This window comes from Marinobacter sp. F3R08 (genome assembly GCF_018860425.1).
Lineage (GTDB): Bacteria > Pseudomonadota > Gammaproteobacteria > Pseudomonadales > Oleiphilaceae > Marinobacter.
This window is the reverse complement of record NZ_JAHKPI010000020.1, coordinates 481,102-501,608: the sequence shown is the minus strand read 5'-3', so window position 1 is coordinate 501,608 and position 20,507 is coordinate 481,102. Positions and strand designations below refer to the sequence as shown.

Annotated in this window: 19 protein-coding genes; 11 read left to right on the top strand and 8 right to left on the bottom strand. The window is 57.2% G+C overall.

The genetic code is table 11. The annotated features are described in order from the left end of the window. Positions 1 to 67: 67 nt before the first annotated feature. Entirely contained in the window at positions 68 to 721 is a 654-nt protein-coding gene (locus KO499_RS14620; RefSeq protein WP_215984490.1) for a peroxiredoxin, read from the bottom strand. 120 nt (positions 722 to 841) lie between these two features. Next, entirely contained in the window at positions 842 to 2,203 is a 1,362-nt protein-coding gene (locus KO499_RS14615; RefSeq protein WP_215984489.1) for an alanine/glycine:cation symporter family protein, read from the bottom strand. A gap of 181 nt (positions 2,204 to 2,384) precedes the next feature. Between KO499_RS14615 and KO499_RS14610 the strand changes: the two genes are divergently transcribed. After that, positions 2,385 to 2,816, top strand: a complete 432-nt coding sequence (locus KO499_RS14610) for a CBS domain-containing protein (RefSeq protein ID WP_215984488.1) — start codon at positions 2,385 to 2,387, stop codon at positions 2,814 to 2,816. Positions 2,817 to 2,885: 69 nt separating this feature from the next. Here the strand turns inward: KO499_RS14610 and KO499_RS14605 are convergent, their stop codons facing one another. After that, on the bottom strand, positions 2,886 to 4,010 hold the full coding sequence (locus KO499_RS14605) for an HD-GYP domain-containing protein (protein ID WP_215984487.1): 1,125 nt from the start codon (positions 4,008 to 4,010) through the stop codon (positions 2,886 to 2,888). A gap of 278 nt (positions 4,011 to 4,288) precedes the next feature. Here KO499_RS14605 and KO499_RS14600 point away from each other — a divergent pair, with 278 nt between their 5' ends. Then, entirely contained in the window at positions 4,289 to 5,299 is a 1,011-nt protein-coding gene (locus KO499_RS14600) for a GGDEF domain-containing protein (RefSeq protein WP_215984486.1), read from the top strand. Here KO499_RS14600 and KO499_RS14595 read toward each other — a convergent pair. Further along, a complete protein-coding gene (locus KO499_RS14595; protein WP_215984485.1) occupies positions 5,263 to 6,684 on the bottom strand; it encodes an MATE family efflux transporter in 1,422 nt (473 codons plus the stop codon). The two genes, KO499_RS14600 and KO499_RS14595, sit on opposite strands and share 37 nt — an antisense overlap. Positions 6,685 to 6,769: 85 nt before the next feature. On the opposite strand from KO499_RS14595, the gene KO499_RS14590 reads away from it, so the two are divergent. The 3 genes from KO499_RS14590 to KO499_RS14580 all read left to right on the top strand — a co-directional run bounded on the left by KO499_RS14590 (position 6,770) and on the right by KO499_RS14580 (position 10,926). Further along, on the top strand, positions 6,770 to 7,657 hold the full coding sequence (locus KO499_RS14590; protein ID WP_215984484.1) for a carboxylate/amino acid/amine transporter: 888 nt from the start codon (positions 6,770 to 6,772) through the stop codon (positions 7,655 to 7,657). Positions 7,658 to 7,788: 131 nt separating this feature from the next. Next, a complete protein-coding gene (locus KO499_RS14585; protein ID WP_215984483.1) occupies positions 7,789 to 9,363 on the top strand; it encodes a PAS domain-containing methyl-accepting chemotaxis protein in 1,575 nt (524 codons plus the stop codon). A 165-nt stretch (positions 9,364 to 9,528) separates the two neighbouring features. Further along, positions 9,529 to 10,926, top strand: a complete 1,398-nt coding sequence (locus KO499_RS14580) for a sodium-dependent transporter (RefSeq protein ID WP_215984482.1) — start codon at positions 9,529 to 9,531, stop codon at positions 10,924 to 10,926. Positions 10,927 to 11,018: 92 nt separating this feature from the next. Here the strand turns inward: KO499_RS14580 and KO499_RS14575 are convergent, their stop codons facing one another. The 4 genes from KO499_RS14575 to dctP all read right to left on the bottom strand — a co-directional run bounded on the left by KO499_RS14575 (position 11,019) and on the right by dctP (position 14,692). Next, positions 11,019 to 11,603 (bottom strand): hypothetical protein, encoded by a 585-nt coding sequence (locus KO499_RS14575; protein ID WP_215984481.1) that lies wholly within the window; start codon positions 11,601 to 11,603, stop codon positions 11,019 to 11,021. Positions 11,604 to 11,704: 101 nt separating this feature from the next. Further along, positions 11,705 to 13,015 carry a TRAP transporter large permease gene (locus KO499_RS14570; protein WP_215984480.1) on the bottom strand — a complete coding sequence of 437 codons (1,311 nt, stop codon included), beginning with the start codon at positions 13,013 to 13,015 and terminating at the stop codon, positions 11,705 to 11,707. Then, entirely contained in the window at positions 13,012 to 13,560 is a 549-nt protein-coding gene (locus tag KO499_RS14565) for a TRAP transporter small permease subunit (protein ID WP_215984479.1), read from the bottom strand. The genes KO499_RS14570 and KO499_RS14565 overlap by 4 nt, the downstream gene beginning before the upstream one ends. An 85-nt stretch (positions 13,561 to 13,645) precedes the next feature. Next, positions 13,646 to 14,692: a TRAP transporter substrate-binding protein DctP gene (gene dctP / locus KO499_RS14560; protein ID WP_215984478.1), complete on the bottom strand. Its 1,047-nt coding sequence runs from the start codon at positions 14,690 to 14,692 to the stop codon at positions 13,646 to 13,648. A 558-nt stretch (positions 14,693 to 15,250) separates the two neighbouring features. Here dctP and KO499_RS14555 point away from each other — a divergent pair. From KO499_RS14555 to surE, 6 genes are all read left to right on the top strand, one after another. Further along, positions 15,251 to 16,048 (top strand): SDR family NAD(P)-dependent oxidoreductase, encoded by a 798-nt coding sequence (locus tag KO499_RS14555; RefSeq protein WP_215984477.1) that lies wholly within the window; start codon positions 15,251 to 15,253, stop codon positions 16,046 to 16,048. Then, positions 16,045 to 16,485 (top strand): PaaI family thioesterase, encoded by a 441-nt coding sequence (locus KO499_RS14550; protein WP_215984476.1) that lies wholly within the window; start codon positions 16,045 to 16,047, stop codon positions 16,483 to 16,485. The genes KO499_RS14555 and KO499_RS14550 overlap by 4 nt, the downstream gene beginning before the upstream one ends. 47 nt (positions 16,486 to 16,532) lie before the next feature. Further along, the gene (locus KO499_RS14545; RefSeq protein WP_215984475.1) at positions 16,533 to 17,735 is read left to right on the top strand and encodes an acyl-CoA dehydrogenase family protein; all 1,203 of its coding nucleotides are present in this window, start codon (positions 16,533 to 16,535) and stop codon (positions 17,733 to 17,735) included. A gap of 81 nt (positions 17,736 to 17,816) precedes the next feature. Continuing rightward, a complete protein-coding gene (locus tag KO499_RS14540) occupies positions 17,817 to 18,584 on the top strand; it encodes an SDR family NAD(P)-dependent oxidoreductase (RefSeq protein WP_215984474.1) in 768 nt (255 codons plus the stop codon). Between the two features lie 66 nt (positions 18,585 to 18,650). Further along, the gene (locus KO499_RS14535; protein WP_215984473.1) at positions 18,651 to 19,715 is read left to right on the top strand and encodes a phosphotransferase; all 1,065 of its coding nucleotides are present in this window, start codon (positions 18,651 to 18,653) and stop codon (positions 19,713 to 19,715) included. Beyond that, positions 19,712 to 20,491, top strand: coding sequence for a 5'/3'-nucleotidase SurE (gene surE / locus KO499_RS14530; protein ID WP_215984472.1), 780 nt, complete (start codon positions 19,712 to 19,714; stop codon positions 20,489 to 20,491). Before KO499_RS14535 ends, surE begins: the two co-directional genes overlap by 4 nt. Positions 20,492 to 20,507 lie beyond the last annotated feature (16 nt).

The window sequence follows — 20,507 nt, the reverse complement described above, 5'->3', positions numbered from 1 at the left end:
GCATGACCAATAAAAAGGCCGGGCAGCGTGAGCTACCCGGCCTTTTTTCTATCGGCTGGTCTGGTGATCAGTCACCGCTCCAGTTAGCTTTCGGATCCGGTGTCATCCGCAGGTAGGATTTCACCGCCTTGTAGCCTTTGGGGAAACGCTGCTTGATCTCGTCCTCATCCTGCAGGGACGGTACGATGACCACATCGCCGCCACGCTCCCAGTTGCCCGGAGTTGCCACCTTGTGCTCGTCGGTGAGCTGCAGTGAGTCAATCACCCGCAGCACTTCGTTGAAGTTGCGACCAGTGCTGGCCGGATAGGTGATCATCAGTCGCACTTTCTTGTTCGGATCAATCACGAACAGTGAGCGTACGGTGAGGCTGCTGTCGGCATTGGGGTGAATCATGTCGTACAGCTGGGAGACCTTGCGGTCGTGGTCTGCAATGATCGGAAAGTTCACCGAGCAGCCCTGGGTTTCGTTGATGTCCTTGATCCACTCCTGATGCGAGTCCACCGGGTCGACACTCAGGGCAATAGCCTTGACGCCCCGTTTGGCAAACTCATCCTTCAGCTTGGCAGTCAGACCCAGTTCGGTGGTGCACACCGGGGTGAAATCTGCCGGGTGTGAGAACAACACTCCCCAGCCATCACCCAGCCAGTCGTGAAACGAAATTTCCCCTTCGCTGGAATCCTGTACGAAATCGGGTGCGGTATCTCCAAGACGTAAAGTCATCGGTAGTCTCCTCTGATTGTGGCTTTGACCACTTCGTTTGTCAGACCGGCCCCGGAATCGCCGGCTTGCTACGTGTGTATGTATCTATCCTTGGTGCTGACTGAATTAATTACAAGGGGCTCAAAGCCCCCGCTCTTGCTCTTTGTCAAAGTGGTCCCGGGTCAGTTTGAACACGACCGGGCTCAGCAGCAGCAGAGCGATCAGGTTTGGCAGTGCCATCATGGCGTTGAGCGTATCTGCTACCAGCCAGACAAAGCCCAGGTTCAGAGTGGCGCCAACGGGGATCGCCAGGATCCATGCAATCCGGTAGGGCACAATCGCCTTGACCCCGAACAGGAATTCAATACAGCGCTCACCATAGAAAGACCAACCAAGGATTGTTGTAAATGCAAAGACCGCCAGAGCAATGGCGACAAGATAGTTGCCGACGCCCGGAAGTGCCTCCTGGAACGCCATGGAGGTCAGTGCAGCACCGGATTCTCCGGAAGTCCAGGTGCCGGATGTGATAATCACCAGGCCGGTAATGGTGCAGATGATGATGGTATCAATGAAAGTGCCAAGCATGGCCACCATGCCCTGATTGATCGGGTTGCGGGTTTGCGCGGCGGCGTGGGCGATGGGGGCCGACCCCAGGCCTGCTTCATTGGAGAAAATACCCCGGGCAACCCCGAATCGGATCGCTGCCCAGACGGCCGCTCCGGCAAAACCACCTTCGGCCGCGATGGGGCTGAAGGCATGTTTGATCACGAGGGCGAGTGCGGCCGGGATATCGGCGGCGTTGATAGCCAGCACAACCAGCCCGGCGACAAGATAGGATATGGCCATCAAAGGCACCAGCGCGCTTGCAACATGGCCGATCCTGCGAATACCCCCGATCAGGACCATGCCCACCAGAACCATGAGGACCAGGCCTGTGACCCAGTGTGGCAGGCCGAAACTGGCTTGCATGACATCGGCTACCGAGTTGGCCTGAACGGTATTGCCAATGCCGAAGCCGGCGATTGCCGCAAAAACGGCAAACAGAACGCCGAGCCAGGCCCATTTGCTGCCCAGCCCGTTACGGATGTAATACATGGGGCCCCCGACGTGAGCCCCGCGTTCGTCCACTTCGCGGTAGCGGACGGCCAGAACCGCCTCGGAATATTTCGTGGCCATGCCGACCAGAGCGGTCAGCCACATCCAGAAAAGGGCCCCGGGGCCACCCAGAAACACCGCGGTTGCGACTCCGGCAATATTGCCCGTGCCAACGGTCGCGGATAGCGCTGTCATCAGGGCTTGGAATGGCGGGATTTCACCTTCAGATTCGGCACCTGAGGCACGGCGACCGGTCCACATCAGCCGGAAGCCGGCGCCAAGTTTCAGTACCGGAATCAGTTTCAGGCCCAGACTGAGAAATAGCCCGACACCCAGTATCAGGACCAGCATGGGTGGGCCCCAGACCAGAGCGTTTATCTGTCCTACAAACTCGGAAATAGCTTCCATGGGATCTCCCTCCGCCTGCCATGGATTAGTTTCAATGCTTTACCCGGATCGGGTATAACCGACTGAGTTTAGTCAGATAATTTTCTGTGTAAACTCATGGTTTGGCAAAAGTGGTGGATCCTCGTCTGATTGCCTATGCTCATAGTAACGGCGACCATCCAACAAGGGAGGCCCCCTGCCCATGCGTTCACTGAAAGTGTCAGATGTCATGTGGAATCATATTGAGCCGATCCGATGTGGTGCTCAGCTCACCAAAGTGGTGAAAGCGCTGCTGAACAACCATGTAACCGGGTTGCCAGTGGTGGATGAGAACCGAAAGGTGCTCGGATTTGTCTCGGAGCAGGATTGCATACATTCCCTTCTGGTGAGCAGCTATCACTGTGAAGGTGATCCGATAGTCGACGATGTCATGTTCCGGAAGCCGGTAACCATCTCGCCTGACATGGCCGTCGTTGATCTCGCCCAGAATCTAGGTGCGGGCAAGCCAAAGGTTTACCCGGTTGTGGATCATGGCAAACTGATTGGTATTGTTACGCGGACTGCCATTCTTGCGGAGCTTGCCCGCACCGGATGCGGGCTGGAACTGCCAAAATACGCCAGCGCCGAAGACTGATCCGCTAGTGATCGAAGACAGAAAACTCGGGGAACGCCAGCCTGCCATCAACCCCCGAAGGCACCGGGCTCAGGTACTGAAGCCCCAGACGAGGCTGAAGTCCATGGACGGCATGATTTCCGGCTCCTCCAGGGACTGGATGCCTAAGTCAGGCTTGCTGGTGTCCCGCTCGAAGGTGTCGGTATAACGATCGCCACCAGGCCCGAAGATGGCTTTCACGAAGGGCCCCCGGGCTCGTACGGGTCGGCGTGAGACCACGCCTACCTCGTTATTCTCCAGGCGTACCAGAGTGCCTGGCGGAAAATCACCCAGAACCTGCAGCAGGGCCTTGGGTATTGCATGGCGAAACTTGCCATCAGCAAGGGTTGCGACCAGCTTCCGGGCGTCGGCTACTTTCATGCGTTCCCGATAGGCACGCTTGGTTATCATGGCCACATAGCGTTCTGCCAGTGCCAGAATTTCCGCTTCGGGTCGTATCTCCGTGCCACTTAGCCCTTTCGGATAGCCGCTTCCGTCGGCTTGTTCGTGGTGTTGTGCAATGATGGTCAGCAGGAGCTTGTTGTTTATTCCGGCATCCTGGAGCGCCTGGATGCTGCGCTGCGGGTGTTTACGAATCACGCCCCTTTGCTGATCGTTCAATACGGTATTGGAGGCATTCAGCTTGTCAGCAATGGGGACCAGTGCAAGATTGGCCGTCAGGGCCGCCGTGGTCAGTACGGCGACTCTTTTCTCCTCCAGGCCAAACTGCCTACCAATGAACTGGCAGAGGATGGCGTAAAACAGGATTTGCTCATGAATGACCGGTCCGATTGAGTAAAGGTGGATCAGGGCCAGGCTGGCGTCCGGTGCGTCCGTGCAGATGCGTTCGATCATCTCGGCAAGGCCGAGCAGGCGCTTTTCTGCTGACGGTTCTGCCGCTGCAATAGCGTTGAGGGTCTCTTCCAGGGACTGAAGCAATTCCGGGTAATCCGCAAACGGGTTGCGTTCCCGGTGATCCTCGACAACTTCCTCCTGGGGCAGTTCGATCGTGCGGGGTTTGAACCGCCCGCGTTCGAACAGTTGCTCCAGCTGGGAATTGGTTTGAATCACATAGCCCTGACGCAAAAGCACATTGCCCTCTACATCGTAGACGTTCCAGGGCAGGGGCCTGCCGATGGTCAGGGCGCCGGGCGCAATTCGGACAAGTTCGGTCAAATCTAGGGATCTCGGATACAGGCTGTATGTGTAGCCAGTGTAACGCTGAATGCCAGTGCGTCTCCAGCGACGTGAACGGTTCCATCAACAGGAAACCGTGTGGTTTTACCTGGTTTTACGGATGGTACCCATCATTGATACAAAGAATGAGCGTGAGTCTCATGCTTTGTCTTTTTTGACGCCGTTTGTGTAAAGAATCGTTGCCTTGGAACGACCATCCAGGTCGGTTGAGCTATTCTGGAGTTCTGAATAGCTCTTTCCCCGGACGAAAACGCTTAATGTTGCATCGCCTTAAAACCGATTTCAGGTTATCCATTATTACTCTGCTGGCTGCCAGCGCGATATTGGGCATTACGCCCTTTGCCGCAATGCGTTTTTTGCAGGGCAATACGCTTGCGGGGGTTGTTGATGCGGCCATCCTGACCGGTATTCTGTTGACCCTGAGTTACGCGTGGGTAACGGGTGACACCCAAAGAAGCGGTGTGGTGTTTGCAGTGATTGCATGCGGTGGCGCAGTTACGGTGGGTACCCTGGTTGGCGAGCCGGGGTTGTTCTGGCTTTATCCGTGTCTGGTGACCACGTTCTTCCTCGTAAACCCCCGTCTGGCCGCGCTTTTGAACGTCGCCTCGGTTGTCACCCTGATGGTGCACGGCGGCGCCTTTCGCTCTGACGTCCAGATGTGGTCGTTTGCCTCAACGGCTCTTGTGGTCAGTGCTTGTGCTTTTGTGTTCGCCAACAGGAATCAGGATCAGCGGGAACGCCTGGAGCATCTGGCAACGATTGATCCGCTGACCGGTATCAAGAACCGGCGATCGATGGATCAGGAGCTGGATCTGGCCGCTTCAGAAGCTGAGCGGACTGGCCTGCCCTACGCCCTGGTATTGCTGGATATTGACCATTTCAAGAAGATCAATGACGAACACGGCCATAGTGTCGGGGATGACGTGTTGATCGAACTGGTCGCGCTGTTGAGACAGAACACCCGCAAGGCAGACCGGCTGTTCCGCTACGGGGGGGAGGAGTTTGTTCTGCTTCTGCCGGGCGTGGATGGCGTTGGGCTGAAGGCGGTCATGAACAATTTACAGCAGGTTTTGCGGAAGTACATGAGGGGGCCGGGCGGCCCCGTCACTGCCTCTTTTGGTGTGGCGATACTGCGGCAGGGTGAAAGCGTCGATAGCTGGCTGGTCCGTGCCGATGCCGCATTGTATGAGGCCAAGGAGACCGGGCGTGACCGGGTGGTATTCTCCGATCCTTACCGCGCTCCGGAGCTGACTGCCGATACGGCGTGAACGCCATCTGGCGCGTGCAGAAACAGTCGCCATCCCAGCAGAATGCTGGCAGACGTCAGCCCGCCAATCAGGCCTATCCAGAAGCCGGCGGCTCCCATGCCCGGCACCAGTGTGTCCGTAAAGGCCAGCAGATACCCCAGTGGCAGGCCTATCCCCCAGAACGAAAACAGCATGATGAACATCGGAATGCGGGTGTCCTTGTAACCCCGTAACGCGCTGATGCAGGTGATCTGAATAACATCCACAATCTGGAACAAAGCCGCGAACACAAGGAGCCTGACGGTGACTGCCTGCACCTCTGGGTCACTGGTGTAAAGCGCTGCGATCTGCTCGGAAAAGGCAAACAGCAGGGCAGCAAAGACCAGTGCCGTGGCGCCGGCGAGAATCAGCGAGCTGCGCGAGATCAGTCGTGCCGTGGCAGGTGCCCTGGCGCCTGTCAGGAAACTCACTCTTAGTGTCAGTGCCATACCTATGCTCAATGGCAGCATGAACAGCAAGGACACAACGTTTAGAGCAATCTGGTGACCGGCAACCACAATAGGGCCCAGCGGGACCAGAAACAGTGCGATCACCGAGAACAGGCTGGCCTCAACAAAAATGGTAAAGCCAATGGGCACGCCTATGCCGAGAATGTAGCGTATCCCCGCCAGATCCGGCTTCACCCGGTCCGCTATCAGATGAAACTGCCTGTACGCCCGGCTGCGATTCAGATACAGCAGCAGAGCAATGGCGGCGACACTGTTGGAAATGGCGGTTGCCCAACCACATCCGATGCCCCCCATGGCTGGTAGCCCCAGCTTTCCGTAGATGAAGATGTAGTTCAAAGGAAGGTTGATCAGCGTGCCCAGAACCGAGAACGCCATGACCACCCTGGTATGACCGAGACCATCCGTGAGGCCACGGAGTGCGGTGATCAGCAGTAATGCTGGCACCCCCCACGCGAACGCATTCAGATAGCCCTGGGTAATGCGGGCTGTGTTGGCCTCCAGGTTCAGGATAGCCAATATCGGATGCACCTGGGTGAGCAGCAGGATCATCACGACGGAGCCGATCGCCGCCAGGTAAATGCCCTGCCAGGTGGCGGGCATGATCTTGCCGACATCCCGCGCGCCGTTGTAACCGGAAATGATCGGTTGCAGTGCGCCGAGCATGCCCATAAAAAACAGGAACAGCGGCATCCACAGACTGCTGCCAATACCCACCGCCGCCAGGTCTTCGGCACTGGCGTGACCGGCCATGATGGTGTCAATCACGCCGTTGGCCATCTGGGCGATCTGTGCGATCAGGATAGGCCCGCCCAGTATGGCGAGGGTTCGCCATTCAGCCAGCGTTCTGGCAACCAGTGTCTGCCGGTGTTCCGGCAATGGCTGATGATTTTCATCCATAAGGTGTTATCCGCTGTTTCTGCACTGCAAGTTTCTCCCAAAACCGATAAAGTAGCCGCCTTGATCACAATAGATGGCAGTGGCGATGGGACTTCTGGTTTTTGTTACCGTTCTGTGGGCGTTCTCATTCAGTCTGATCGGTGAATTTCTGGCCGGTCAGGTGGACAGTGATTTCGCGGTGCTCAGCCGTGTTCTGCTCGGTGCCCTGGTGTTTCTGCCATTCACCCGCTGGCGTGGCGTGGCCTCGGGACAGAAACTGGGCATCCTGGTAACGGGCATGTTGCAGTTCGGTATTACCTACCTGTGCCTTTACCGGTCCTTCAGCTACCTGACGGTCCCGGAAGTACTTCTGTTCACTATCTTCACACCCATGTATGTGACGCTGCTGGATGATGCCCTGTTTCGCCGGTTTTCTCCGGTGGCGCTTCTGGCGGCGGCCATCGCAACCATTGGCGCGGGTATAATACGCTACGACGGGCTCAGTGAGGACTTCATTACGGGCTTTCTTCTGCTTCAGGTAGCGAACTTTACCTTCGCGGCCGGTCAGGTGGGTTACAAACATGTGATGCAACATTACCCCAGCAGTTTTCCTGCCTACCGCACCTTCGGCTATTTCTTTGTCGGTGCCTTGATTATCGCTCTGCCATCCTTCCTGATCTTTGGCAATGCCGACAAATTGCCGGCAACCCCGGTGCAGTGGGGCATCCTTGCGTGGTTGGGGCTTGCCGCTTCTGGTCTGGGGCTGTTCTTGTGGAACCGCGGGGCCTGTGTGGTTGATGCCGGCACCCTGGCGATTATGAACAATGCGCTGGTGCCTGCCGGCCTGATCGTGAATCTGCTGATCTGGAACCGTGATGCAGATCTGCTGAGGCTGGCGATTGGCGGCAGCGTTATTGCCTTCTCGCTGTGGATAAATGCGCGCTTTCATCCCCGGGCCCGACTGGCGGTTGCGACTCAGGAAACTTCGCACTAAGGTTTGGCGCACATCTGCCGTTACCCTCTTGGCAGGAAGATTTATGATGAATATCAATCGTATTCGTCAGATACTAATCGTCCGCCCCCGTTTCTATTTCGTAGATCAGCCCTGAGGCACAAGGTCCGTTTATGCGCAAGAATCTTCCGGTAACCCAGCGTGAAGTGAGAATGTCGAAAGGCGGACGGTTGATCACGACCACAGATACGAAAGGGGTGATCACCTACTGCAACGAAGAATTTGTGGATATCAGCGGTTTTTCCCGGGACGAGCTGGTTGGTCAGGCCCACAACATCATCCGCCATCCGGACATGCCTCAGGCCGTGTTCAAAGATATGTGGGATTACCTGAAGGCCGGTAAGGCCTGGATGGGCGTAGTCAAGAATCGCGTGAAGAACGGTGACCATTACTGGGTGAGCGCCTATGTCACACCGATGCGAGAGAATGGCCAGCTGGTTGGTTATGAGTCGGTCCGGGTAGAGCCGACCCGCGAGCAGATTGCCCGGGCTGAGCGTCTGTACGGCAAGATCTCTGCGGGTAAAGTGACGTCTTCTTTCAGCAACCGTGCGTTGTCGATGCTGCGTTCCGGCTGGCCGTTTCTGGTTTCGCTGGTACTCAGCCTCTGTGCCTTGCAGATCAATCAGCCCTGGCTGGCTGGCGGCCTGATTGTGGCCGGCCATGCTTTGGGGTTTGGTCTGGTGTTCAGCTCACTGTCGGCGCGCCTGCGGAAGCTTCTGGAGCTTCGGCCAGATGCTTTCCGGGATCCGATTGTCGCCCGTACCTACAGCGACGAGCGCGGGCTGTTCTCACAATTGTCCCTGTTACTGGTCAGCGAAGAGGCCCGGGTGCGCACGGCCCTGGCGCGCATAGAGGACCAGGCTGAACTCCTCTACGAACAGGCCCGTGCCTCCCATGGTTACATTAGTGATGGCGCTTCGGCTATTGCGCGACAGCGGGCAGAAACCGACCAGACCGCCTCGGCCATCAATGAAATGACGGCGTCGATACAGGAAGTGGTGGAATCAGTCACCAGCAATGCCCGGGAGGCTGAGGAAGCCAACCGTCTTGCCGGTGTGGGCAGCGACCGCAGCGCCGAAGCATTGGTAGCCATTGAAGAGCTGGTGACCCGGGTCAAGGGCATTGGTGTCACTATTGGCAAACTCGGTGAGTCCACCCACAGTATTGGTGAAGCTGCAAACCTGATTTCCGAGATTGCCGAGCAAACCAATCTGCTGGCGCTGAACGCTGCCATCGAAGCGGCACGCGCCGGTGAGCAGGGGCGCGGGTTCGCTGTAGTCGCGGATGAGGTGCGTTCCCTTGCAGGTCGTACCCGGGAATCGACTGTGCGTATTCAGGACATGATTGATAATTTCCGGCAACAGGTGGATTCGGCCGTTCAGGCTACCCTTGATGGTGAAGTCGTGGCCGGCCAGGGCCTGGATAAGGTACGCGAAGCCGAGAACTCCCTGAGGGATATCGTCACGTCCATTCAGTCTATTTCGGACAGTTTTATTGGTATGTCTGCGGCGTTTGAGGAGCAGAGCCAGGTGTCTGATGAGATTAACCGGCAGATTACCAATATTGCTGAGCTGGCAGACCATAGTGATGTACAGGCCGACTCTGCCAAACAAAGCAGCGACAGGCTCAGCGCCATGTCTCGTGGCCTGAAGGACCTGGTTTCCAGGTTTATCAGTAAAACCGGCTAGTTAGCCGTTTTCTTCCAGCCCCCAACCGGCCTGGCCCGGCTTGCGAGGGCGCCGGCACTGGTATCGTGGCGCCAGTGCTGGCAGAATCCCGCCCCAATTGCCCCGGCAGCGCCGTGGCTCTCCCTTTGAATAGACATTCCTCAGCCACAAGCACAGGAACACAACATGACACAGTCCAACTCGGTTTCGGGTAACGGTGCAGAGGCCGCTCGTGGCCTCTGGTCCTCCCGGTTGGCATTTATTCTGGCGGCAACCGGTTCGGCCGTTGGTCTCGGAAATATCTGGAAGTTTCCCTACGTTACCGGCGAGAACGGTGGTGGTGCCTTCGTGCTGGTTTACCTGCTGTGTATTGCCGTAATCGGTATTCCCATCATGATGGCAGAAGTGTTTATCGGCCGGAATGGTCGCCACAATCCCATCACCAGTATGCGCCTGGTGGCCGAGCGCAATCTCAGCGCGCCGGGCTGGCGCATCTCTGCCATCATTGGGATGATCGCGGCGTTCGTGATCCTTTCCTTCTATTCGGTGATCGGTGGCTGGGCGGCATCCTATGTAGGGCATGCTGCCATGGGGGATTTCACCGGCGGCACCGCGGACTCGATCGGTGATCTGTTTGGTGGTCTGCTGGCCAGTCCCGGTAAGCTGCTGCTCTGGCACACCATCTTTATGGCATTGGTCATTCTTGTGGTTTCCCAGGGGCTGAAACGTGGTCTTGAACGTGCGGTTACCATTCTCATGCCGGCCCTGTTTCTGTTGCTGCTGGTTGCGGTTGGCTATGCCACCACCACGGGCCACTTCGGAGAAGCGGTCAGCTTCCTGTTCACGCCAGATTTTGGCGCGCTGACGATCAACGGGGTGTTGATCGCTCTTGGCCATGCCTTTTTTACCTTGAGCCTGGGCATGGCCATCATGATGGCCTACGGGTCTTACCTGGGCCGGGATGTCTCCATTGGTCGCACAGCCGTCAGCGTCGCGCTCATGGATACCGTCGTCGCGCTGCTGGCCGGTCTGGCCATCTTCCCGGTGGTGTTTGCCAATGGTCTGGAAGCCGGCGCCGGCCCGGGTCTGATCTTCCAGACTCTGCCCCTGGCATTCGGCAATATGCCCATGGGCGGCCTGTTCGGCACACTTTTCTTTGTTCTGCTGCTGTTCGCCGCCTGGACCTCGGGTATCTCATTGCTGGAGCCCGTGGTTGAATGGGTTGAGGAAAAAACCAGCCTGGCCCGCACAGGCAGTGCAATTCTTGTCGGTGTGCTCTGCTGGGCGCTGGGGATTGCCTCGATACTGTCGCTCAATATCTGGGCTGATGTGACGCCGCTGGCCATGTTCGAGCGCTTTGAAGGCAAGACGGTCTTTGATCTTCTGGACTTCTTTACCGCGAACGTTTTGTTGCCGCTCTCCGGACTGCTGACGGCGGTGTTTGTAGGCTGGTTTGTCGCAAAAGAGTCTCTGAAAACCGATCTGGCTCTGGAAGGTGGTGCGTTCACACTGTGGTACAACCTGATCCGGTTTGCCACGCCCATCGCGGTTGTTATTGTGTTTGTTTACAACCTGATGTCGTGATGCAGGCGGAACCGGCCTGATGGCTGGCTGCGCAAATAAAAAGCCCGGCGGGTTGCTCCGCCGGGCTTTTTATTTTTCTGGCAGCACCGATATCAGTCGCTGCTTGTCTCCCTCAGGGCCTCGATGTGCGGGCGCACGGCTTTTACATCCGCTGCGGGCACATTGTTGACACTATCCATAGCCCTTATTGCACCTTGCATCATGGTCCGCATTTGAGCCTTCTGTTCGGCGGTCATGTTGGGGTTGTTCTCGATTTCTGCCAGGGCTGCGTTCATCTCCTGGACCGCGCCCGGATTCTGCTGTTCCATTTCAATGGCCATCCAGGCCTGGTAAACACGGTCTCCAGTTGCTGCCCAGTCTTCCAGGTTATCGAAACCGTGATCCTGCACCAGGTCTTCAAGCTGGCCATAGGCGTGGTGGCCTTCGATTTTCTTCAGGGAATCGGAAAGCATACTGGAGAAATCAGGGATTTCGCCGTCGTTTGATGACTCCATCTCATCACTGAGATCTTCAAATTCCGACTGCAGACTCTCTGCGGCCTTCAGGCTATCGATAAACGATGTGATTGTGTTGTCGGACAGGCTCTGGGCCAGGGCGTTTGCCGAGAACACGGTAAGCAGGGTAAGTAGTGCTGTAATTATCGCAGTGCGGGTGAAACCAGTTAATGAGTCGGACATAGGCATCTCTCCTTGTATGGCCCCCGGGCTCCTTGTGCCGAGGGCCATAAGAGAGTAGCGCTTACCTGTATTGGCTGGCAACTCCGGTTTCGGTTCCCGGATCAGAAGAAGAGGTCAGGCAGCCAGGTGGCAATTTCCGGGAAAACCATAATCAGGATAATGCCGATGATTTCCACAATGACAAAGGGAATGATGGATTTGTAGATATCCTTCATGGTGATCGACGGCGGCACAATACCCTTCAGGTAAAACAGGTTAAAGCCGAAGGGCGGCGTCATATAGCCGATTTCCATATTGATCACGAACAGGATGCCGAACCAGATGGGATCGAAGCCCAGGGATTCCACGATCGGCATGAATACCGGCAGGGTGATCAGCATGATGCCCACCGGATCCAGCACCATGGCCAGCAGGAATACGATCACCATCATGGCGATGATAATACCCCAGGGACCACCCGGGACCATGTTCATCAGACCCTCGATCAGTTCCTGGGCGCCCATGCTCTGATAGGCAGCACTGAAGGCGTGGGCCGCGAACAATATCCACATGATCATGCCGGTGAGCTTGAAGGTGCGGATGGCTGCTTCTTTCAGAATGCTCCATTTGAACTGGCGATAGACCGCCGCAGAGATCAGGGAGCCCAGAACGCCCATTGCGGCTGCTTCGGTTGGCGTGGTGAGGCCGCCAATGATGGAGCCCAGTACCATGACAACAACGCCAATCGGCAGGAGAACTGCTCGCAGGGCCCGAAGCTTCTCGGGCCAGGTGCCCCTCTCTTCTTTCGGAAGCGCGGGTGCCAGTTCCGGCTGCAGGTGGCAGCGGACCAGGATGTAAATCGCCGTCAGGACCATCAACAGGATACCGGGCATGATGCCGGCGGCGAACATTTTGCCTACCGAAACGCCGGTAATCAGGGCGTAGAGAATCATCAGGATGCTGGGCGGAATCAGTATGCCCCAGCCACCACCGGTATTGATCACGCCCAGGGCCATGTTTTTGTCATAGCCCCGCTCCAGCATGGAAGGCAGGGCAATGGTGCCCATGGCCACCACGGCGGCACCGCTGATGCCCACCATGGCGGCAAAGACTGCGCAGATTCCAAGAGTACCGAGTGCCAGTCCACCCTTGAGGCCGCCACACCAGAGATGCATCATCCGGTACAGATCTTTGGCCACCCCGGTTCGTTCCAGCACCATGGCCATGAATACAAACAGGGGAATGGCAACCAGGGTGAAGCTGCCCATGGTGCCCCATATCTGGGAAGCGACCATGTAGAAGGAGTCAAAGCCCCAGGTGAAGTAAAGGAACACCACCGACACACCACCCAGCACGAACGCCAGTGGCAGGCCCAGGAGCAGGAAGAACAGCAGAGCGCCAAAGAACAGGAGGGTCAGGGCTTCGATGCTCACAGCTGATCTCCTTCAGATCCGGTTTCTTGCGGCGTGTAGTAATCCAGGTTGAAAGCCACGGCGATGTCTTCCAGCAGTTTCACCAGTCCTTGCAGAACCAGCAACGCGGTACCCACGGGGATGGCAAGCTTCACCGGCCAGATGGGTGGATTCCAGGCGGAATAGGAGGTCTCCCAGCTGGACATGGATTCCTGGGCCATATCGACCCCGAACCACAACAGGGCGAGGGTGAAAATGAAGAACACCAGGGAGGTGGCAATGTCCAGGAACGCCCGCTTTCTGGGCTTGAGATGCGAGTGTAGAAGGTCAACGTTGACGTGGCCCCGATGGGCCATGATGTAACCGCCGGACATGACCGCATAAATGCCGAACACCATCTGGGTGAGTTCGTTGGTCCAAACGGTGGGTGAATTGAACAGATACCGGAACCCTACCTCAAGCAGCAGGAAGGCAAACATTGCGAAAATCAGAAGGGCTATCCACCGGCCGATGAAATCATTGAGACGGGTAACCCCTCTCATGAATGCGGCGATTATCACACTCATGGCACGCTCCCACGGGATGTTGGTTTGGTTCCGGGACTGAAGGGCCGGAGTCGGGGACCCCGGCCCTGGTCAGAGCAACGTGCTATCAGAGATAGCCAAGGTCAGCCAGGTAGCTTTTCAGCATATCGAGTGCTTTCTTGGCATTCTCGCTGCGCTTGCCCTCTTCATCCCACATGCCCTGGGCGGTGGCGACCAGCTTGTCCTGCACTTCATCGGGCAATACGTTGACTTGCACCCCATGCTCTGCAATGGCTTTGGCCAGGGTGGTACGTTCTTTGTACTGGTATTCGTTTGTGCGCACCCAGAATTGCTCGTCGAGGGCATCCTTGACGATTTGCTGCATGTCTTCTGGCAGCTTGTTCAGTGCTTTCTGGCTAACAATGATGACGTCGGTGCCGGCAATGTTCAGGGCAGGCTGCACATGGTATTTCGCGACTTCATACAGTCCCATGCTGAAAGCACCCTGGGCTGCGCCCCAGTGGGCTCCGTCGACAATGCCTGAGTCCAGGGCGGAATAGAGTTCGCTGCCCGGGATGTAGGAAGCGGCCGCGCCAGCCTCGGTCAGGAAGCTTTGCAGGGCGCCCGAGGAGCGGATCTTCAGGCTGGTGAAGTCTTCCCAGCTTTCAATCGGCTTTTTAACAACCATTTCTGTGGGATATACCTTATCAGTGGCCCAGTAGACCCCATGTTCGGCAGCTTCATCACGAAGCATCTGTTCGAAGCCCATGTTCTGATGAAAGTAGGCCGCCTCCCAGACGTTACGGAAGGCAAATGGAAGGCCTGAGGCAATTCCAGCCAGAGACACTTTGTCCTGTGCGTAAGACGGAGAAATCGTACCCATCTCAAGGATGCCGCGACTGACAGCGTTGAAGGTTTCTTTAGCCTTGAACAGGGCCCCGGCTTCATAGAGCTGGAGCTTCAGTCGACCGTCTGTGCGCTCTTCGAGAACCCGCTTGATACGACCGAGACTGTCCGTATAGGAGCTGCTGGAGCCGGGCCAGTGGGACTGGACTTTCCAGGTAAACGTATCCTGTGCAGCGGCGGGTGTGGCGACGAGGGCGGCCGACACGCCAAGAGTAAGTGCGGTGGCAAAGACCGTCAGTTTTCTTCGGGTGTTGGTAAGCAGAGTCATGGTTGGCCTCATTCGTTGTTGTATTTGTGACTTATTCAGTTTTTGTTTATGACCAATGGGTATTTCCGTGTTTCACTGTGCAGAATTGTTAACTGCATGGTGAATTGCGTTCTCTGAATCTAACACACGTCCGGTTTTTTGCAATAGGCGGTTAGCCGGTCGTTGATTGCCGTGTGTTAAGGAAGGCTAGATGAAGAGGGGGTGCCGGATAGAGTGGCTGCCCAAGCCGCTCTCAGGTGCCAGAGAGCAGGATCCCGCAGGGAGTACGCGCCCCGGCAACGCACTCCCTGCCCTTGTATGGCGGGAGGTCGCAGCGGGAATGGATGTGTGGGCGGATCCGTTGCGCGAGGAATCATTGATGCATTGGGAATCATGGCTGCATGAATACACATATCTCGCTTTTACTTTTCATTTTTGTTCTCTGCGGTGTTAGGGTGTTTTATCTAGTGAAATCACCTTTCGTTTATGTTGACTCAAAGCCGGAAGGCGTGACAAATTAATGGATCTGGAAGGCTCCAACACCATCAACAATAACGAGACAGTCCGGGGAGCAAGGATATGGGGCGGTTTGATCAACGGGTAGCCATTGTCACTGGCGCCGGCAGCGGTATTGGCCGTGCGACAGCCGTGCGCCTGGCGCAGGAAGGCGCTTCGGTGGTGCTGGTGGATATAGCGGAAGCTGGCCTGGTGGAGACTGAGAACCAGCTCCCGGAGAGGACGGCACGCCTGCGCCGGGTGGTGGATGTAGCCAGTGAGGACCAGGTGGCCGCGCTGGTGAAGGCCACCATGACGGCCTTTGGGCAGATCGATGTGCTGTGTAATGTCGCCGGCATTGCCAGCACCTCCGGAGGGCATCCGGCGGTGACCGGGAATAACCGCGCTGAGTGGGAACAGGTGCTGGCGGTGAATCTGGTCGGCACCATGCTGACCATCAAGCATGTCGCTCCGCACATGCAGGATCGTAATCTTGGTGCGATCGTCAATACCGCTTCCGTAGCCGGTATCCGGTCCGGGGCGGGGGGAAATGCCTACAGTGCTTCGAAAGCGGGTGTGATCAACCTGACCATGACCGCGGCCTGTGACCTTGGTGGCGACAATGTTCGGGTCAACGCCGTGTGTCCGGGGCTGGTGGAAACCGGTATGACCCGGGCGGTGTTTGATTATGCCCGGGCCAACGAGAAGGCTCACAAGCTGGGCGCTCGTTGTGAGCTGCGCCGGTATGGTGATCCTGAAGAAATTGCTGCGGCTATTCTGTTTCTCGCAAGCGACGATGCCAGTTACATAACCGGTCAGTCCCTCCCTGTGGACGGCGGCAATACCGCCTCCCTGAACCTCCCAGGAATGAAAGTGTTATGAGTGAGCACGAGGCCCTGTTTACCGATGGCAAAGACCTGCCCGGTTTTCACAGTCTGCTGGGTTATCGGCAGGTTTCCTGGGCAGAGAATGAAGCGGTTCTGGAGCTGGAAATACAGCCCCGGCACCTGAACCTGGGCGGGGTTATTCACGGAGGCGTACTCACCTCGCTGCTGGATATAGTGCTGGCTCAGGCTGGCACTTATTGCCCATACCCCGGCCGAATGCGCAAAGCGATCACCCTGTCTCTGACAACTACCTTCACCGGCCAATGTTCTGGCGGCACCATCCGTATCACGGGCCACAAGCGGGCTGGAGGCCGTCGTATTTTCAACAGCACCGGAGAGGTCCATGACCAGGAGGGTAACTTGCTGGCCATGGCCGAAGGCACCTTTCGTATCCGGTCTGGCAGCGATGGACCAGAGGGCGTTCCGATTTAACGAAACGGCTACCGATTCAATGACAACAACACCAAGAGGAACCGGACATGTTTGAGTTGTCTGATAAAGCGCAAAAGCTCCAGGCACAGTTGATCGAGTTCATGGATGCGTACATTTATCCGAATGAGCACAAATACCATGAGCAGCTGGAACAGGCGCAGAATCGCTGGGCGCCGGTACCCATCATTGAGGAACTCAAGGCAAAGGCGAAATCTGTCGGTCTCTGGAACCTGTTTCTGCCGGAAAGTGAATTCGGTGCTGGCCTGACCAATTATGAGTACGCGCACCTGTGTGAGGTCATGGGCCGCTCCTCCATGGCGCCCGAGGTATTCAATTGCTCGGCGCCGGATACCGGCAACATGGAAACCATTGCCCGCTACGGTAACAAGGAACAGCAGGATCAGTGGTTGAAGCCGCTTCTGGACGGTGAGATCCGCTCCTGTTTTTCCATGACGGAGCCGGAGGTGGCGTCCTCTGATGCCACGAATATTGCCTGCGAGATTCGTCGTGAGGGCGATGAGTATGTGATTAACGGTAAAAAGTGGTGGTCATCCGGTGCCATGACGACATCTTCCAGGATCGCCATCGTCATGGGTAAAACCGATCCGACTGCGCCCAGGCATCAGCAACAGTCGATGATTCTGGTGCCTCTGGATGCGCCCGGCGTGAAACTGATCCGGCCACTGACGGTGTTTGGTTATGATCATGCGCCTCACGGTCATGCCGAGATTCACTACGAAAACGTGCGGGTTCCTGCCAGCAACATATTGCTGGGTGAGGGGCGTGGTTTTGAAATCGCCCAGGGCCGCCTTGGGCCGGGCCGCATTCACCATTGCATGCGCACCATCGGTGTTGCCGAGCGCGCACTGGAACTGATGTGCCAGCGCGCCAATGCCCGTGAAGCCTTTGGTAAGCCGCTGTCCAGTTTCGATTCCATCCGCAAGGACATTGCCCGCAGCCGCATCGAGATTGAGCAGGCGCGGCTGATGACGTTGAAGGCCGCCCACATGATGGACACCGTTGGTAACAAGGTGGCGCGTCAGGAAATTGCGATGATCAAGGTGATCGCGCCGAGCATGGCGTTGAAGGTACTGGATCGGGCCATTCAGGTGCACGGTGGAGCCGGAGTGTCGCAGGACACCTTCCTGGCAGAAGCCTGGGCCAAGGTGCGCACTCTTCGACTGGCGGATGGCCCCGATGAGGTCCATCTGGATTCCGTGGCCAAGATCGAACTTGGTCAGTACCGCTGATTTTTCGCCCGTTGTCCGGGTGCATGAGCGAACAGGTCAAACCCTGTTCGTTCCACACGTGTTCAGCTCGAGGATCTAATAATGACAAATCCGCTGTTTGACATGACAGGAAAAGTTGCTCTGATTACCGGTTCCACCAAAGGTATCGGCCGTTCCATTGCGGAGGAAATGGCGCGACTCGGCGCACGAGTCGTGATATCCAGTCGCAAGGCCGAAGCCTGCGAGCAGGTGGCCAGTGAACTGAAAGCACAAGGCTTCGAGGCCATTGCAATTCCCTGCCACGTGGGCAGGAAAAGCGACTTGCAGAACCTGGTGGATAAAACCAATGAAGCCTGGGGCTCTATTGATGTTCTGGTGTGCAATGCGGCCACCAACCCGGTGTACGGAACAACCGCCGATATGACGGACGAGGCCTGGGACAAGATCATGGACACCAATGTCAAAGGCACCTTCTGGCTCAGCAATATGGTACTGCCGCAGATGGCCGTGAAAGGCGAAGGTGCTGTTGTGCTTCTGTCCAGCATTGCCGGTATCCGGGGTAACACCACCATTGGCACCTACGGTGTGTCCAAGGCCGCTGAAGCAGCCTTGGCACGTAACCTGGCGGTAGAGTGGGGTCCGAGAGGTATTCGCGTAAACAGCATCGCCCCTGGCCTGATAAAAACCGATTTCGCGAAAGCGCTGTGGGAAGATCCTGTGCGGGTTAAGCGGGCCGAGGACAAAACCCCGTTGCGCCGCATTGGCGATCCGGTTGATATCGCGGGCCTGGCGGTATTTCTGTCCACCAGAGCGAGTGCTTATATCACCGGACAGGTCATCGTCGCCGACGGCGGCGAAACCATCTGCTAGGACATCTTTCCCGCAGGCATGCCCGCCCGCCGGTCGCGGCCACTAAAAACGAAGGCAACCATAACCATGAGCATTACCCCAGAGCTGGTGGCCGTACTGCCAGCCCATCAGTTCGATGAAGCCAGCCTCCTTGGCTGGCTGCAGCATGTGATCCCCGGCTTCGGCTCAACACTGAATGTCCGGCAATTCCAGGGTGGCCAGTCCAATCCTACATTCTTGCTGGACTCCGACAGCGGTCAGTACGTGCTGCGCAAAAAACCCCCCGGAAAGACGTTACCCTCTGCGCACATGGTGGAGCGGGAATACAAAGTCATGCGGGCTTTGTCGGAGCACACCCATGTGCCGGTGCCGGCTACCCGGGCGTTTTGTGAAGACAGCAGTATTATCGGTACACCGTTCTATGTGATGGACTATCTGGAAGGTCGTATCGTCAGTCACCCGGCATTGCGTGCGCTGGACCGTCAGGAACGGATGCCGGCTCATCTGTCCGCTATCGATACCCTGGCGGCCTTGCATACGGTGGATGTCAAAGCCGTGGGGCTCGGCGATTTTGGCCGTGCGGAGGGGTATGTGGCGCGCCAGGTATCCCGGTGGACCAAGCAATACATGGCCTCAAAAACGGCTGACCTGGAAGCCATGGACAGGCTCATGGCGTGGCTGCCTGAAAACCTGCCGTCCACCGACGAATGTGCCATCGCGCATGGTGACTATCGTTTGGGCAACCTGATGCTGGCACCGGACAGACCTGAGGTAATCGCCATTCTTGATTGGGAGCTGTCCACCCTGGGGCACCCGCTGGCGGACCTGGCCTATTTCTGTCTGCCCTATCATTTACCTTCTGACCTGGAAGGCATGCGCGGATTGCAGGGTGAGGATCTGGAAGCATTGGGTGTTCCCGATGAGCAGGAAATCATCACCCGATACTGTCAGAAAACGGGGCGTGACGGCATTGCCGACTGGCATGTGTTCCTGGCGTTTTCCCTGTTCCGACTCGCGGCGATCGTTCAGGGCGTCTATGCCCGCGCTTTGCAGGGCAACGCCGCTAACGCCGACGCTCTGCAGGTCGGCAAAAGAGCCAGCATGCTGGCCGAGGCTGGCTGGCGTATTGCCAGCCAGGGAGGTCGATCATGAACGAGCCCATCGTCAAACGGATTCTGATCACCAACGATGACGGTATCAACGCTCCGGGCCTGAAAGTGCTGGAGCAGATTGCCCGCAACCTGGGTGAGGAAGTCTGGGTGGTGGCCCCGGAACACGACCGCAGCGGCGCGGGTCAGAGCATTTCCATCCACGACCCGTTACGGGTCTACGAGCATAGCACCAGGCGCTATGCAATTTCCGGCACACCGGCAGACTGCGTGCTCTATGCGCTGGCCCAGTGGTTCGGAGAAGCACCGCCTGATCTGGTGCTGTCGGGGGTAAACTGCGGTGCCAATATCAGTGACTCGGTTCAGTATTCCGGCACCGTTGGTGCCGTGCTCAGCGCCGAGCACATGGGGATACCGGCGATTGCTCTGAGCCAGGCTTTTCTGAGCCGCGAGGGGGTGGATTGGTCACCGGTTACCCGCTTTGGCGAAACCGTTGTGCGGCGATTGTGGCAGCCTGGCCAGTGCCGCGCCTGGAATGTGAATTTTCCCGCCTGTGATGCCGACGCCATTGCTCACGCGCGGTGGTGCAAACAGTCCAACGGCTCAATCCGGCGCGCGCGCCTGCTGGCTGGCCAGGATGCCCGTAGCCTGCCGTATTGGTGGCTGGGGTTCGATCGTAGCTCCCGTCATATCGTGGCACCCGATGAGGACGTCAGCGTGCTGCGGGACAAGGCGATCGCTATCACGCCGTTGCGTCACCGGGAACCTCTGCCCGGTGGTATCGAAGTGTTTGATCTTGCTGCGAAAGCGGCTCACTGAATCGAATCAAGGGGAT

What these genes read in the sequence shown, in the direction of transcription:
- KO499_RS14620 (WP_215984490.1), bottom strand. Translation starts at nt 721, where the DNA reads ATGACTTTACGTCTTGGAGATACCGCACCCGATTTCGTACAGGATTCC.
- KO499_RS14615 (WP_215984489.1), bottom strand. Translation starts at nt 2,203, where the DNA reads ATGGAAGCTATTTCCGAGTTTGTAGGACAGATAAACGCTCTGGTCTGG.
- KO499_RS14610 (WP_215984488.1), top strand. Translation starts at nt 2,385, where the DNA reads ATGCGTTCACTGAAAGTGTCAGATGTCATGTGGAATCATATTGAGCCG.
- KO499_RS14600 (WP_215984486.1), top strand. Translation starts at nt 4,289, where the DNA reads ATGTTGCATCGCCTTAAAACCGATTTCAGGTTATCCATTATTACTCTG.
- KO499_RS14595 (WP_215984485.1), bottom strand. Translation starts at nt 6,684, where the DNA reads ATGGATGAAAATCATCAGCCATTGCCGGAACACCGGCAGACACTGGTT.
- KO499_RS14590 (WP_215984484.1), top strand. Translation starts at nt 6,770, where the DNA reads ATGGGACTTCTGGTTTTTGTTACCGTTCTGTGGGCGTTCTCATTCAGT.
- KO499_RS14585 (WP_215984483.1), top strand. Translation starts at nt 7,789, where the DNA reads ATGCGCAAGAATCTTCCGGTAACCCAGCGTGAAGTGAGAATGTCGAAA.
- KO499_RS14580 (WP_215984482.1), top strand. Translation starts at nt 9,529, where the DNA reads ATGACACAGTCCAACTCGGTTTCGGGTAACGGTGCAGAGGCCGCTCGT.
- KO499_RS14575 (WP_215984481.1), bottom strand. Translation starts at nt 11,603, where the DNA reads ATGTCCGACTCATTAACTGGTTTCACCCGCACTGCGATAATTACAGCA.
- KO499_RS14565 (WP_215984479.1), bottom strand. Translation starts at nt 13,560, where the DNA reads ATGAGTGTGATAATCGCCGCATTCATGAGAGGGGTTACCCGTCTCAAT.
- dctP (WP_215984478.1), bottom strand. Translation starts at nt 14,692, where the DNA reads ATGACTCTGCTTACCAACACCCGAAGAAAACTGACGGTCTTTGCCACC.
- KO499_RS14555 (WP_215984477.1), top strand. Translation starts at nt 15,251, where the DNA reads ATGGGGCGGTTTGATCAACGGGTAGCCATTGTCACTGGCGCCGGCAGC.
- KO499_RS14550 (WP_215984476.1), top strand. Translation starts at nt 16,045, where the DNA reads ATGAGTGAGCACGAGGCCCTGTTTACCGATGGCAAAGACCTGCCCGGT.
- KO499_RS14545 (WP_215984475.1), top strand. Translation starts at nt 16,533, where the DNA reads ATGTTTGAGTTGTCTGATAAAGCGCAAAAGCTCCAGGCACAGTTGATC.
- KO499_RS14540 (WP_215984474.1), top strand. Translation starts at nt 17,817, where the DNA reads ATGACAAATCCGCTGTTTGACATGACAGGAAAAGTTGCTCTGATTACC.
- KO499_RS14535 (WP_215984473.1), top strand. Translation starts at nt 18,651, where the DNA reads ATGAGCATTACCCCAGAGCTGGTGGCCGTACTGCCAGCCCATCAGTTC.
- surE (WP_215984472.1), top strand. Translation starts at nt 19,712, where the DNA reads ATGAACGAGCCCATCGTCAAACGGATTCTGATCACCAACGATGACGGT.